Source organism: Polynucleobacter sp. MWH-Braz-FAM2G (assembly GCF_018687635.1).
In the GTDB taxonomy this organism is placed as follows: Bacteria; Pseudomonadota; Gammaproteobacteria; order Burkholderiales; family Burkholderiaceae; genus Polynucleobacter.
The window spans coordinates 380529-394926 of the sequence record NZ_CP061300.1 but is presented as its reverse complement, the minus strand read 5'-3'; the positions used below and the strand labels follow the sequence as shown (position 1 = coordinate 394926).

Below are 14398 nucleotides of genomic sequence, written 5' to 3'. Positions count from 1 at the left end.
GTCGCCAACATTCGAGTAAGCTATCCTTATTCATTAATACCCATTCACTTTTAGCCCATATATGCGTCAATACCACGATCTCATGAAAGAAGTCCTTGCAAAAGGCGTCCAGAAATCCGATAGAACCGGGACTGGGACTGTTTCGGTATTTGGGCACCAGATGCGCTTTAATTTGGCTGATGGCTTTCCGATGGTGACCACCAAAAAACTCCATCTCAAATCCATCATTTATGAATTACTTTGGTTTCTTAAGGGCAGCACAGACAACAATTGGTTAAAAGAGCGTGGCGTATCCATTTGGAATGAGTGGGCCGCACCAGATGGCGACCTTGGACCTATTTATGGTTATCAATGGCGCTCGTGGCCAGCCCCTAATGGACAACACATTGATCAAATCTCTGAAGTAGTAGAGACCATTAAGAAAAATCCTGACTCACGTCGCATTATTGTTTCTGCGTGGAATGTAGCAGACATTCCGCGTATGGCTTTAGCGCCATGCCATGCGTTCTTTCAGTTTTATGTAGCTGATGGCAAGTTGTCATGTCAGCTCTACCAGCGAAGCGCAGATATCTTTTTGGGCGTACCTTTTAATATTGCTAGCTACGCACTACTGACTCATATGATGGCCCAACAATGTAATTTGGAAGTGGGTGACTTTATTTGGACTGGTGGAGACTGTCATTTATATAGCAATCATTTAGAGCAAGTTGAACTCCAGCTCTCAAGAGATTTCTTTCCCTTGCCTAAACTGAATATTTTGCGCAAACCTGCCTCAATTTTTGATTATGAGTTTGAGGATTTTGAAATCGTCGGCTATGAATCCCATCCACACATTAAAGCTCCTGTAGCAATTTAAGAATCTAAATCCTATGACGCAACCTGCCATCTCAATGATCGTCGCGCGCTCGCGTAACCATGTAATCGGTCGTGACAATCAAATGCCTTGGAAGATATCTGCTGATTTACAGTTTTTTAAACGTGTCACTATGGGACATCCCGTGATTATGGGTCGTAAGACCTGGGAATCAATCGGGCGCCCTTTGCCTGGTCGTCGCAATATCGTAGTGAGTCGCAATGCCAATCTTCAACTCACGGGTGCAGAGCTAGCCAGCTCCTTAAATGAAGCCTTAAGTCGCCTAAGTGCATTTCCTCGTGTATTTGTAATTGGTGGCGAGCAACTATTTAAGCAAGCGTTTGATATTGCAGACCAGATTTACATTACTGAGATTGATTTAGATGTTGAAGGTGGGGACACTTTTTTTGAAGTGCCAAAAGAAACTGATTGGAAAGAGGTGGAGCGCACTCCAGGATCGGAGGGTGATATCACTTTCAACTTCGTTACGCTAATGCGCAAATAAAAAGGACTCCTCAGAGTCCTTTTTTCAAAGCAACATCAAATTACTGAACAACAATTTTTGCATCTTTAGCGATCTGGCTTAAATACTCAAATTGTTTTCTTTGTGTCAATGCAGCACGAATAGCAGGCTTAGCTTGCTCTAGCGCTGGCGGCTTAGTTGATCTTTTATCCTCAAGCTTGATTAAATACCAACCTTGCTGCATTTGAATTGGAGTTTGTGAAACCTGACCCTTAGCAAGACTAGTGATAACGCTCGCTAATTGAGGGGTAACTTGTCCAGCCTGAATCCAACCAACAGCGCCACCTTGGGCCTTATTGGGAGCCAAGGAAACACTTTTTGCAACCTTATCAAATGGCTCCCCTTTTTTAATACGAGCCAATGCAGCTTGAGCATCCGCCTCAGAAGCCACTGCAATATCGCTCACCTTGTATTCATTAATCATGCCCTGAGGTCCAAGAGAAGCAATCTCTTTCTTGTATTGAGCTTCGACATCCGCATCTGTAATGGGATTTTTTGCCATATATGTAGATAGCTCTAAATCGGCTAAGTAATTTTGGCGAATCATCATCAACTGAGTATTTGCTCTCTCAGAATTTGCTAGACCATCTTTTTCTGCCTGTTGAGCAAGCAATAACACTTCAATGTATTTTTGCACTACAGCCTTACGTAATTCTGGAGAATCTTTTTGCCCTTGGGAAATAGCAACCTTAATGCCCTGCTCTACCATGTCATTGGTAATAATGGTTCCATTCACAGAAGCTGCGGCATTGATTGGTAATCCGCTTTGTTGCGCATAAGCGCCGCTGAAAAATGCGCCAGCTAACAATCCAGCAACAACGATACGAATAAATTTGAGATTAAATACAAAAGGTTTCATGAGAATTTAGTCTTTCTAAAATTAACCCCAATATTAACAGTAGCGGTAAAGCACGCCCCAATACGTCAAGCTAAAATGACTTCATGTGCGTTCAATACATCACTACCGTCAATATCGACTGGGTTAAATCCCATTTTGATCTTGATCTGCCGATGGCCAATGTTCATGAGGTATTTCCGACCTACCCTGGCCCCATCGTTCTTAAAAGTCATAACACCAACCGAATTGCAATAGGTTTGGCACGTTTTGGCCTGATACCCTCATGGGCAAAGGAGGAGACCTTTGGCAGAAAAACCTATAACGCTAGGGTGGAGACGGTAGATCAAAAACCATCGTATCAATACGCATGGAAACAGCGCCATTACGCCTTAGCCTTGGCGGATGCCTTCTATGAGCCCTGTTACGAGAGTGGAAAAGCAGAGCGTACTGCGATTAAACAAGCGAATCATGAACCCATGGCAATTGCTTCGATCTGGGATACCTGGACTGAACCAGAAACTGGCGAGCTTATTGCTTCATTTTCAATGCTGACAATAGATGCAAGTGCCCATCCAATAATGCGACGTATGCATAAAGCGGAAGATGAAAAACGCACGGTAGTGCCCCTCAAGCCTGAACTATTTAAGGCGTGGCTCAATGCAACGCCAGATGAAGCGCGAGCATTACTTAATTTGAATTCAATACCTGAGTTAACTATTGCCTAATGAAGTATTTCGGTAGTTACTAAAGATCTAAAAACTGATCACAGGGCTGATAGGCTGATAAGGCGCTGCAGATTCTGTTTCTAAAGCCTCAGCCTCTTCCTCGCCCTTCGGCTGGCTGTAGAAATTCGAATCAATTGATTTTTTCTTGGATAAATCCATTGCCTTTACGCTTGGAGATACTGGTCCAAATGGTCCTTCTACTGGAGAAAGGGGCTGATTATTCAGCTCTTTAATCTGTTGCGGGGTGTATGGAGAATAAGTCTGCATTCCCGTGCTTGGTTCTTGTGTTTGCGCCAATACAGAAAAACTGATTAATAGCGGACTTGCGAATAAGCAGATAAGGTACTTAAACATATCCACCATTGTAGGCGAGGCTAGCAATTTACATTTATTAATAAATGCAATATTGAGAAGTTATTTGTATCGGACCATGGCACACTACTCAAACCACCCTCATCCCTTGCGTTGAATAAGATGCCTCAGTGTTGGAAGCCGAAGAATAAGCAATACGAGCAAGACTGCGGCATAAATAGCAACCACCTCTACATCATTTTTACCAGCCTTATGCCACCAATAGTGAACGATAGCAGTACAAGCAATTAAATAAATAAGCTTGTGCAATATAGTCCAGCGTCTTCCTAATTTACGAATAGCCCACTGATTTGACGTCAAGGCTAAAGGGGTTAGCAATACTAAAGTGATAAAACCCATAGTGATAAACGGTCGCTTCAAAACATCGCCCCACATCGACCGAAGATCTAAGTTTTGATCTAGCCAAAACCAGATAGAAAAATGAATACAGGCATAAAAGAAACAATACAGACCTAACATGCGCCGTAACTTCACCCAAGCAGCATTGTTGGTAAGCAAGCGTAATGGAGTCATGGCAAGGGTGATGCACAAAAAGATTAGCGCCCAAGTGCCGGTCGAGCGAGTAATGAACTCAATTGGATTTGCACCTAGATCTTCATGAGCACCAAGCCAAATCAAGCGAACTAGCGGTGTCAACGCCAGCAAAAAGACGACTGTCTTAAGAAAATTCATAAGCCATATTAAACGACCCTACTGATTTTTAAACCAGTAGGGTCTATTTATTTATAACGGCCTGAATTAACTTCTAAGCCAAACTCAATCCTTCTTTGCTTAGTGGAAAATTGCGCACTGGTCTTCCGATAGCGGCAGAAACTGCGTTTGCAACTGCTGGACCAACCACACAAATCGTAGGCTCACCCACCCCACCCCAAAAATCATAACTAGGTACTAGAACTGTTTCGATTCTGGGGGTAGAGGCCAATCTCAGCAGAGGGTAAGAATCTAAATTCTGCTGTTTGATGCGACCATTTTCTACAGAGATCTCAGGTAAGAAGATGGCTCCTAACGCCATCGCTACAGACCCTTCAATTTGCTCACGAGTTAAATAAGGATTAACCACATGTCCTGAATTTAAAGCAAATACTAGACGGGTGACTTTCACTACATTATTCTGCACCGTCACCTCTGCCACACAAGCCGAGTAGCTGGCATAACCCATGAACTGCGCAATACCACGAAACGTTCCAGCAGGTAATGGCTTATCCCACTCCGCTTTTTTAGCAGCAGCATTTAATACTCCCAAATGCTTTGGGTGACTTTGCATTAACACTTGTCTAAATTGCAATGGGTCTTTTCCGGCTGCTTTGGCACATTCGTCCATAAAGCACTCCATAAAGATGCCGTTCTGATTCGTATTCACACCACGCCATGGACCAACAGGTACGTGGGTATTCTTCATAACATATTCAGTTAAGAGGGTAGGGAAGGTGTAACCAAGTTGTGCGTCTGGTCCATTTTCATAAAATCCTTGAAGTTGACGCTCATCCTTACCATTCTTAATGCTCTGTGGAGCTAAGGTTGCATTAATTGATTGACCTGCAACCTTAATGTGCATACCAGTGACATTTCCAGAACCATCAATGCCAGCAGTCATTTTGGCCATTGCAATAGGATGATAGTAATCATGAGTCATATCCTCCTCTCGACTCCAGATCACTTTGACAGGAACGCCTGGAAATTTTTGCGCCACTTTAGCCGCTAAGGTTGTGAAATCTTGAGTCGATCCACGACGACCCAGTCCACAACCAGAATCTAATTTATAGACCTCACAATTGGTAAGCGGAAATCCTGTAGCTTCAGATAGTGCAGCAAAAGAGCCTTCTCCATTTTGGGTTGGTACCCAAGCCTCAGCACGATCACCCGTGATTTTGACAGTAGCATTCATTGGCTCCATCGTGACATGAGCGCGATAAGGCGTGTAATAAATGGCCTCCACTTTTTTCGCGGAACCATTAATTGCAGCAGGCGCATCACCTACTTTGCGTTGCCAAAAGTCGCCCTGCTCATCCAATCCTTCGCGCAACATCTTATTAATACCATCTTGTGAAACCTTAGCAGCGACACCTTCATCCCAAACTATAGGCATTGCATTTAAAGCCGTATTTGCATGCCACCAAGTATCAGCCACCACTGCAACCGTACTGTCATTAATTTTGACAACACCTTTTACGCCACGCATATCCTTGATCTTGGCTTCGTCATAGCTCACTAATTTCCCACCGAATACTGGGCACGCCTTGACTGAGGCACAAAGCATGCCAGGGAGTTGCAAGTCGATGCCATACACCTTGGATCCATTGACTTTATTTGCAGTATCAATACGAGCATAGGGCTGCCCTGCAACTTTCCACTTCCGCGGATCTCTAAGGGTAATTGTCTGTGGATCAGGTGGCGTTAAGGTCGAGGCCAATTCGGCCACTTTGCCATAAGTTGTTTTACGGCCGGTAGGGACATGCGTGATGACTCCTTTATCCACCACTAGTTCACTGACAGGTACATTCCACTGATTGGCTGCAGCTTGCATCAGCATAATTCGAGCTGCTGCCGCACCCCGGCGAACATAATCCTCAGAAATACGAATACCTCGGCTACCCCCGGTACCATGCTCGCCCCAAACACGCTTTCGTGCCAGGCTTTGAGCTGGCGTAGCGGATTGGGTTTTTACCTTCTTCCAATTACATTCCAACTCTTCTGTAACTAGTTGCGCTAAACCCGTCCTAGTACCTTGACCCATTTCTGAGCGTGCAATTCGGATGAAGACAGTTTCATCCGGCTTGATGCTAACCCAGGCGTTAACTTCGGATTCTCCAGCTTGAGTGGGCGCATTAGGATCATGCGCCCCTAGAGTCTGTGCATGAGCGTCATCTGGCAACGACCCTACTCCCAACATCAAACCACCACCAATCATGGTGCCCTTGATAATGAAATCACGGCGGGCAGAATTTTCTAAATGGGCAAACGATTTATTAATAGTCATATTTACCCCCTTAACCACGAGTTGCAGGAGAAGCGCCATATTGCGCCAATACATCTTGCAATTTCTTTTGACCGGAAGCTACATGTATTCCATCGCGAATCTTTTGATAAGTGCCGCAACGACATAGATTTCCCATCGCATTATCAATATCGGCATCAGTAGGCTTTGGAATTCTTTTTAAGAGAGCTGCTGCTGCCATTATTTGGCCAGATTGGCAGTAGCCACACTGAGGCACGTCAAGAGCAATCCAAGCCTGCTGCACAGGATGCATCAAGTTCTTAGATAAAGCTTCAATAGTAGTGATTTTGGCTTTACCGACCGCAGATACTGGAATAGAGCAAGAACGAATAGGCTCACCATTGAGATAAACGGTACAGGCACCACATTGAGCCACACCGCAACCGTACTTAGTTCCCGTCAGTCCCACTACCTCACGAATTGCCCACAACAAGGGCATATTGGGCTCAACATCAATATTTTGAATCTGCCCGTTAATATCTAACTGCATATTGCCTCCTATGATTATCTTTTCAGATGACTATAAATCATTCTGATCTTTTTGCGCTTGCACATAAAAGGCTTGCTACCAAATCAAAATCCTATCGAATCGGGCTGTAATTTGCTATCCTGAAAGCTCAATTAAGGATAAATATGACTAACGAAAACCAAGCCCAAAATGATGAAGATTTTGACTTTGGGTGTGAATGCGCAATGGCCTTGCTCAATGAGCCCACGGAGGATCGACTCAACGACTTAATTGATGAACTTGATGAAGATGGCATGATCTCCACCGAGGTAGTTTATGGCTTACTAGCCACCATCTTAATGAGCATGAACGAAGAAGAACATGATGGCGATGAACACTAATTCGTGTTCATTGCTTTAGCGGCAAAAACATCCATTGCTTTTGCCAATTCAACATCCAATTTAGTCAAATGACCTTCTGAATGGGTGCTTAACTGAACGGTGACCGTATTCCAAGAATTTGACCAGTCAGGATGATGATTCATCTGTTCAGCGTATTGTGCGCTTAGAGTCATAAACTCAAAAGCTTGCTTAAAATCTGCAAAAACAAATTTCCGCGCAATCGCTTTTCCTTCCGCTACCACTGACCACAATGGAAGCTCTTTTTCTAAATTCAACTCTTAGATCTTCAAGATAAAAACCTTTAAGTAGAAATACTTTGGGAGAGCTGCTTTAAGTCTTCTGGATAAAGCCACCGCCACTCCCCTTCAGCCAAATCAGCAGGAATGCGGTAAGCGCCAATTTCAGTTCGGTGTAGTTGGTGAACATGATTTCCAACCGCAGCCATCATACGTTTAACTTGGTGATAACGTCCTTCAACGATGGTCATTGCAAGCACGTTCTCTGCAATTAATTTACATGCTGCAGCAAAGCAAGGTTTTGGGTCATCATCAAGGACGACGCCATTGAGTAAATGATCTATTTGCTTCTGTGTAATTGGTTCTGGGGTTGTAATTTCATAAACCTTGCCGATATTTTTCTTGGGCGTAGTCATCTTGTGGATAAATTGGCCATCATCAGAAATCAATAACAATCCTGTTGTGTCATAGTCTAGGCGACCTACACACTGCAATCCTCTTTCGACAAATGGACTGGGTAGCAAACTATAAACACTTGGGTGATGAGTCGTTTTATGAGAGCACTCGTAATTTGCTGGCTTATTAAATGCAAGGTAAGCCTTCTCGTGATATTCCCAATCTTTTCCTTCCACATTGAGAATAAGCCCTTCGGTGGAAATTCTTTCATCAGGATCTTCGGCCAATACTCCGTTTACCTTAACGAGGTCAGCATATACCAGGTCGCTACAATAACGACGAGTCCCAAAGCCTTGGCTAAAAAGAATTTTTTCTAGAGAAATCGGTTTTGCCATATGCTAGAGAGCATACTACAGAGCCAGTCAAATGCGAGTCGCCCCTAGATGACTAAATTCATTATCATTAGACACCGCCCTGATTTCAAACCACTCCTTCCATGCTCTCTGATCCTAAACCACGCTCTCTCCTGCATACCCGTGAAATTACTTTTCAAGGTTTCGCCAGAGAAGATGGTCTTTGGGATATTGAAGGACATCTAAAAGATTTCAAAGCAAACCCATTTCAGACGAGTACCAAAACTTGGCAGCCTGGAGAAGCTTTTCATGATATGTGGGTTCGTGTCACTGTTAATCAAGAACTTGTCATAAAAGAAATTGAAGTGGTCATGGATAGACATCCTCATCCAGAGTGCACTGAAGTAATCCCACCAATGGACGCACTAATTGGCTCGCGCCTAGGAAAAGGTTGGCGCAAAACCATCGATAGCCATTTAGGCGGAATCAAAGGATGCACTCATTTAAGAGAACTGCTAGCAAATCTCGCCACTGCAGCATTCCAATCTATTCCCGGGTCTTTTTCTGACCCAGAAGGAAACAAACCCCCTTTATATCTTGGAACCTGTAAATCCTGGGACTTTAATGGACCCGTTGTTATGCGCGTTTTTCCCAAGTTCTACCAATGGAAAGATAAGTCTTAAACTTAAAAGCGCCAAGTGAAGTGTGACGTAAAAATTTGCCAACCCTTCTCTCATTCTTATAGCTCAAGGTTGCGATTCGATCTAGAAGAGTTGCTTAATAATCCCTCAAAAATCTATCCAGCAATATCGATTAACTGGTCACCCTCTATTTTCGCCACACCTGACTTTACTAAAGCCATCGGTAGCCATTGAGCAAACTCACTCATCTCCATATTGAGCATTTTTGCTGCACCAATTAATGCGGGGGTACTAGCAATCCAATTCCTCACATCCAAAATATTTCGATTGCGCCACTCTAATAATCGGTATTTCAACAATACTTTGGCGCTCTGACGCGTATTGCGACTTGGATCAGAAGCAAGATAATCCAATCTAGATCGCGCTGTTGCCAAAGCCTTAGTAACATCGGAAAATGGCGCACCATGGCCTGGAATAACACAATCAATAGCTAGCGTCTCGATGAGGTCTAAAGTTTGCGCAACCTCTTCAAATCCTGGTTCACCCCATATCTCAGGGAAAATGGCGCCAAATCCATCCTCCCATAACGCATCCCCTGAAATTAAGATCCGATAATCCGCTTGATAGAGCATCACTGAATGAGGGTCATGTCCTGGCGCAGCTAGTATTTTCCAGTTATATCTTCCTAGCAGGATTTCATCACCAGGTATTAGCAAGCCTTGATAAGTAAAACGAGGGCACTCTTGACCAAGATTTTCATAGCTCAATAAGGCACTATCCCAATTACTAACGGCCGCTTGTTCAGCAAATGGGATATACACCTGGCAGTCAAATGTTTTTGCTAAAGCGGCGTTACCCCCACAGTGATCAGAATGAAGATGGGTATTAATAAGCTTATTTAGCGCCTTCATGCCATGTCTCTGCAGACTAAGTCGCACTAAATCTACTGTTAAATTTTGATGACTCCAATATCCAGAATCCACCAAAGATGTATCTTGCTCACCAAAATGCAAAATATTATTGGCGGAAAGCCACCCTCTTTCAAATACCTCAATACCAGGCGGCAACTTATGATCCATCTTTGCTTGCTTACTTTGCTTCGGTCTGTGTTGTTAGCTCTAACTTGCGAACGTCATAATGCTGAGCTTGTAAACGCTGTAGTAAGTCTTCATAAGATTTACGATCTATTTGCGGCGATCTCGACAGAATCCAAAGATATTCTCGTCGCGGATCACTAACGACTGCTATTTGATATTGGCCGTCTAGATCAATGATCCAATAATCTCCCCAAACCATGGGTATAAAGGAAAGCCAAGCCGGTGCAAACCTTACCTCCAACTTTGGAGAATCTTTCCCTCCAATTTGACGCGCCACACCTTCTGCTTCAGAAACATTACCCTCGGCAGTTTTACAGCTATTGAGAACCTTTAAATTACCATCAGGCCTTACTGAATAAACTGCTTTGGTGTTGCTAACACATTTTTTCTGAAACCAATTGGGGTATTTAGCCACTTCGTACCATGTACCAAGATAACGCTGTACATCTAAAGTGGGAATAGTCTTTACAGGAACATCGGATCCTTGAGCATAAGCAGTAAAACTGGATATAAATATGAACGTACAAAAAAGTGCCGAATATAAATTGCTCATCACATTAATAGTATTTTTTTAAATCCATACCACTGTACATGCTAGCCACCTGCTCACCATAGCCATTAAATATCTGCGTTTTAATTTTCGGAGCAAATATTCCTTTGGGGTCTCCGATACGCCTTTCGGTAGCCTGACTCCATCGCGGATGATCAACCTCAGGATTTACATTGGAGTAAAAACCATACTCTCGTGCATCAAATTGATTCCAGCTGGTCTTAGGCATCTCCTCTGTAAATCGGATTTTGATAATCGACTTAGCGCTCTTAAAACCATACTTCCAAGGAACCACAATACGAACAGGCGCTCCATTAGGCTTTGGCAAAACTTCACCGTATAAGCCAAAAGTAAGCAGAGTTAATGGATTCATGGCCTCATCCATACGCAAACCTTCTCGATAGGGCCAATTAATAATATTGCTCTTTACCCCAGGCATTTGCTTCGGATCAGCAAGCGAAATAAATTCGACATACTTTGCTGATCCAAGTGGCTCCACCTTATTAATAAGTTTAGATAAAGAATAACCGTCCCATGGAATCACCATTGACCAACCTTCTACGCAACGCATGCGGTAGATTCGCTCTTCCATGGGCGCTAGCTTGAGAAGAGCATCAATATCAAGAGTCATCGGCTTTTTTACCAATCCTTCTATCGAAATAGTCCAAGGACGTGTTTGCAAGCTATCCGCATTTGCCGCAGGATCGGCTTTGTCAGTACCAAATTCGTAAAAATTGTTATAGCTAGTTACGTACTTGTATGAAGTTAAGCCATCTTTATTTGCAAATGCTGGATTGATCGTAGCAGCTAGCTTTTCAGGAGTGACTGCCAATGCTTGCCTAGAAAACCAAGGCGCCAAAGCCATACCAAAACCGCCTGCAGCAGCAGTTTTAATAATACTTCGACGATTTTCAAATACAGCTTGAGGAGTAATGTCGCTAGCAAGAATGGTCTTATCAATAAAACCCATAAGCACCTCTCATATATGTAATGAGCCTATTGTGCTACCAATAACAAATTCCTGCTTAGGACTGATGAGAGCGCATCTTATTCATTAAATCCAGGCTAAATTGATCCATTCCACCAACCATTTCTATTAAAGGCGGATAGTCCCGAGTCAGTGTCTCTCCACCATAAAAGCGCAATAGCCAATTAGGATAGCTTCGCTCTGTGATCTCACGAATTTCCAATAGTTCTATGCGGTGGTGGCGCTTATCGTCTTGGATACGCCTCCATGCCTTCATGACACTTGCTCGCTCCCCCTCAATAATTTGCCCAAATTGCTGGTTGTCATACAACAGAATTCCAGTAATTCCATTGTTTTTGTTAAACGTACGAGCCGAATCCAAGAGTCGCATTAATCCAAGAAAAGAAAAATCCGAGACTGCTTCGCTCAGATAACTCAATTCAATCAGATCTTTTTGTTTAGCCATGATTTGGATATTAGTGGTCATAAAAAAGGCAAACCCTTAAGTTTGCCTTTTAAATACTAGACTAAATAAGCAATATTAGCCTCGCGCTGCCTTCAGAGCTGCATTGAAAGTGGCACTCGGACGCATTACGGCCTTGCACTTCTCTGGATCTGCTACATAGTAGCCACCAATATCGACTGGCTTGCCTTGAACAGCTTTAAGCTCTTCTGCAATCTTCTTCTCATTCTCAACCAAAGATTTAGCTAGAGGCGCAAAGTACGCTTGCAATTCTTTATCTTCAGTTTGAGCTGCCAAAGCTTCTGCCCAATACATAGCCAAGTAGAACTGACTGCCGCGGTTATCTAGCTCACCAGTACGTGGTGAAGGCGACTTATTGTTATCCAACAACTTACCAGTTGCCTCATCCAAAGTGCGAGCCAAAATCTTCACTTTTTGATTGCCAGTCTTATCACTGATATCCTCAAGAGAAACGGCTAAAGCCAAGAACTCACCAAGAGAATCCCAACGTAAATGGTTTTCTTCAACCAACTGTTGCACATGCTTAGGAGCAGAACCACCAGCGCCAGTTTCAAACAGGCCGCCACCGGCCATCAATGGAACAATCGAGAGCATCTTCGCACTGGTACCTAGTTCCATGATTGGGAACAAGTCGGTGAGATAGTCACGCAAAATATTGCCCGTTACAGAGATCGTATCTTTACCGCGAATCACTCTCTCTAGGGTGTAACGCATTGCACGAGTTTGGGACATGATCTGGATATCTACGCCTTCAAGATCGTAATCTTTGAGATAGGTTTTCACCTTCTTGATCAACTCTGCTTCGTGTGGACGGTACTCATCAAGCCAGAATACTGCTGGTGTATTAGAGAGACGCGCGCGGTTCACAGCCAACTTCACCCAGTCACGAATCGGGGCATCTTTACACTGACACATACGCCAGATATCACCCTCTTCAACATTTTGCTCGAGCAATACAGTGCCATCGTCAGCAACAATGCGCGCTACACCAGCTTCTGGAATTTCAAAAGTCTTGTCATGTGAGCCGTACTCTTCTGCTTGTTGAGCCATTAAACCTACGTTAGGTACTGTACCCATCGTAGTTGGATCAAAATTACCGTGGGTCTTACAGAAATTGATCATTTCTTGATAGATACGGGCAAAGGTACTTTCTGGAATCACAGCTTTGGTGTCATGCAAACGACCATCTGCACCCCACATCTTGCCGCCAACACGGATCATTGCCGGCATGGACGCATCCACAATCACGTCACTTGGGGAATGGAGATTGGTAATACCTTTGGCAGAATCAACCATCGCCAAGGCTGGACGGTGTTCATGACAAGCATGTAAATCTTGAATGATTTCTTCGCGCTTAGATTCTGGCAAAGTCTTGATTTTTTCATACAAGCTGCTCATACCATTATTGGCATTCACACCCAATTCTTCAAACAATTTTGCATGCTTTTCGAATGCATCTTTGTAGAAAATCTTCACTGCATGACCAAAGACGATTGGATGTGAAACTTTCATCATCGTAGCTTTAACGTGCAAGGACAACATCATGCCAGTCTTATAAGCATCTTCAATTTCTTTTTCATAGAATTCGCAAAGCGCTTTTTTGCTCATGTACATGCTGTCAATAATTTCTCCAGCCAGCAAAGAGACTTTTGGCTTTAGAACGATTGTCTTACCGCTCTTCGTTACCAAGTCCATCTTCACATCACAAGCCTTAGTCATCGTCATTGACTTCTCGCTAGAGTAGAAGTCACCGCCATGCATATGGGATACGTGCGTACGAGAAGCTTGACTCCACTCTCCCATGGAGTGTGGATTTTTACGTGCGTAACGCTTCACAGCGGGTGGCGCACGGCGGTCAGAGTTACCTTCGCGTAATACTGGGTTAACCGAACTACCTAAGCACTTAGAGTAGCGAGCACGAATCGCTTTCTCCTCATCCGTTTTTGGATCTTCAGGGAAATTCGGAATCTTGTAGCCCTTAGACTGCAACTCCTTGATAGCTGCTAGCAACTGAGGAACAGAGGCGCTAATGTTAGGCAGCTTAATAATATTGGTGTCTGGCAACAAAGTCATTTTGCCGAGTTCGGCCAAGTTATCAGGAACCTGTTGCTCAGGTGTGAGGCAATCAGAAAACTCAGCCAAGATACGAGCAGCAACAGAAATGTCACTCTTAACGATCTCTACGCCAGCAGGTGCCGTAAAAGTACGAATGATTGGCAGAAATGCACAAGTCGCCAAAAGCGGCGCTTCGTCTGTCAGCGTATAAATAATCTTTGATTTCTCTGAAGCCATGAATGTTTCCTCAATATTGAAAAAATTACAGAGTCAGGTTTTTACCCTGTCGCTCTCAAACCCACATTTTGCAAGTCGCTTTTAGCGCTCCTTTTGCTAATGAGGCGAGTCTTCCATTTTAAATCATCGAACTTGATAAAAATGGTGGATTTGTACCTAAAAATCCCCAATAAAGGCCAATTTAAGGGAATCCACCAAGACGTCCCAAGTTACAAATTCACCGTAAA

The 14398-nt window shown here is 43.6% G+C and carries 17 protein-coding genes; 5 read left to right on the top strand and 12 right to left on the bottom strand.

Going from position 1 to position 14398, the window contains the following annotated elements; genetic code table 11:
* Positions 1–61: 61 nt before the first annotated feature.
* Both FD973_RS02130 and FD973_RS02125 read left to right on the top strand, forming a co-directional pair.
* On the top strand, positions 62–856 hold the full coding sequence (locus FD973_RS02130) for a thymidylate synthase (protein ID WP_215324009.1): 795 nt from the start codon (positions 62–64) through the stop codon (positions 854–856).
* A 13-nt stretch (positions 857–869) separates the two neighbouring features.
* On the top strand, positions 870–1358 hold the full coding sequence (locus FD973_RS02125) for a dihydrofolate reductase (RefSeq protein WP_215324008.1): 489 nt from the start codon (positions 870–872) through the stop codon (positions 1356–1358).
* A gap of 40 nt (positions 1359–1398) precedes the next feature.
* Here the strand turns inward: FD973_RS02125 and FD973_RS02120 are convergent, their stop codons facing one another.
* Positions 1399–2235, bottom strand: a complete 837-nt coding sequence (locus tag FD973_RS02120; RefSeq protein WP_215324007.1) for a peptidyl-prolyl cis-trans isomerase — start codon at positions 2233–2235, stop codon at positions 1399–1401.
* Positions 2236–2318: 83 nt separating this feature from the next.
* Between FD973_RS02120 and FD973_RS02115 the strand changes: the two genes are divergently transcribed.
* A complete protein-coding gene (locus FD973_RS02115; RefSeq protein WP_215324006.1) occupies positions 2319–2939 on the top strand; it encodes an SOS response-associated peptidase in 621 nt (206 codons plus the stop codon).
* A 27-nt stretch (positions 2940–2966) separates the two neighbouring features.
* Here FD973_RS02115 and FD973_RS02110 read toward each other — a convergent pair whose 3' ends face one another.
* The 4 genes from FD973_RS02110 to FD973_RS02095 form a co-directional block, all read right to left on the bottom strand.
* Positions 2967–3293: a hypothetical protein gene (locus tag FD973_RS02110; protein WP_251368808.1), complete on the bottom strand. Its 327-nt coding sequence runs from the start codon at positions 3291–3293 to the stop codon at positions 2967–2969.
* A 99-nt stretch (positions 3294–3392) separates the two neighbouring features.
* Complete coding sequence (locus tag FD973_RS02105) at positions 3393–3983, bottom strand: sulfite oxidase heme-binding subunit YedZ (protein ID WP_215324005.1); 591 nt, start codon at positions 3981–3983, stop codon at positions 3393–3395.
* A gap of 73 nt (positions 3984–4056) precedes the next feature.
* Complete coding sequence (locus tag FD973_RS02100) at positions 4057–6288, bottom strand: molybdopterin cofactor-binding domain-containing protein (RefSeq protein WP_215324004.1); 2232 nt, start codon at positions 6286–6288, stop codon at positions 4057–4059.
* Between the two features lie 10 nt (positions 6289–6298).
* Entirely contained in the window at positions 6299–6796 is a 498-nt protein-coding gene (locus FD973_RS02095) for a (2Fe-2S)-binding protein (RefSeq protein WP_215324003.1), read from the bottom strand.
* Positions 6797–6939: 143 nt separating this feature from the next.
* Here FD973_RS02095 and FD973_RS02090 point away from each other — a divergent pair, with 143 nt between their 5' ends.
* Complete coding sequence (locus FD973_RS02090) at positions 6940–7155, top strand: hypothetical protein (RefSeq protein WP_215324002.1); 216 nt, start codon at positions 6940–6942, stop codon at positions 7153–7155.
* Here the strand turns inward: FD973_RS02090 and FD973_RS02085 are convergent.
* Together FD973_RS02085 and FD973_RS02080 are read right to left on the bottom strand one after the other, a co-directional pair.
* The gene (locus tag FD973_RS02085; protein ID WP_215324001.1) at positions 7152–7430 is read right to left on the bottom strand and encodes a 4a-hydroxytetrahydrobiopterin dehydratase; all 279 of its coding nucleotides are present in this window, start codon (positions 7428–7430) and stop codon (positions 7152–7154) included. The genes FD973_RS02090 and FD973_RS02085 overlap by 4 nt on opposite strands.
* Before the next feature lie 26 nt (positions 7431–7456).
* A complete protein-coding gene (locus FD973_RS02080; protein WP_215324000.1) occupies positions 7457–8182 on the bottom strand; it encodes a pseudouridine synthase in 726 nt (241 codons plus the stop codon).
* Between the two features lie 101 nt (positions 8183–8283).
* On the opposite strand from FD973_RS02080, the gene FD973_RS02075 reads away from it, so the two are divergent.
* On the top strand, positions 8284–8823 hold the full coding sequence (locus FD973_RS02075) for a DUF2889 domain-containing protein (protein ID WP_215323999.1): 540 nt from the start codon (positions 8284–8286) through the stop codon (positions 8821–8823).
* Positions 8824–8936: 113 nt separating this feature from the next.
* On the opposite strand, the gene FD973_RS02070 is transcribed toward FD973_RS02075, so the two are convergent.
* Genes FD973_RS02070 through FD973_RS02050 form a run of 5 tightly spaced genes read right to left on the bottom strand, consistent with a single transcriptional unit; the run spans position 8937 to position 14171 of the window.
* On the bottom strand, positions 8937–9860 hold the full coding sequence (locus FD973_RS02070; protein WP_215323998.1) for an MBL fold metallo-hydrolase: 924 nt from the start codon (positions 9858–9860) through the stop codon (positions 8937–8939).
* 10 nt (positions 9861–9870) lie between these two features.
* Positions 9871–10431, bottom strand: a complete 561-nt coding sequence (locus FD973_RS02065; protein ID WP_215323997.1) for a lipocalin family protein — start codon at positions 10429–10431, stop codon at positions 9871–9873.
* A 4-nt stretch (positions 10432–10435) separates the two neighbouring features.
* Positions 10436–11398, bottom strand: a complete 963-nt coding sequence (gene msrP / locus FD973_RS02060) for a protein-methionine-sulfoxide reductase catalytic subunit MsrP (protein ID WP_215323996.1) — start codon at positions 11396–11398, stop codon at positions 10436–10438.
* 55 nt (positions 11399–11453) lie between these two features.
* The gene (locus FD973_RS02055) at positions 11454–11882 is read right to left on the bottom strand and encodes a BLUF domain-containing protein (RefSeq protein WP_251368807.1); all 429 of its coding nucleotides are present in this window, start codon (positions 11880–11882) and stop codon (positions 11454–11456) included.
* 54 nt (positions 11883–11936) lie between these two features.
* On the bottom strand, positions 11937–14171 hold the full coding sequence (locus FD973_RS02050; protein WP_215323995.1) for an NADP-dependent isocitrate dehydrogenase: 2235 nt from the start codon (positions 14169–14171) through the stop codon (positions 11937–11939).
* Positions 14172–14398 lie beyond the last annotated feature (227 nt).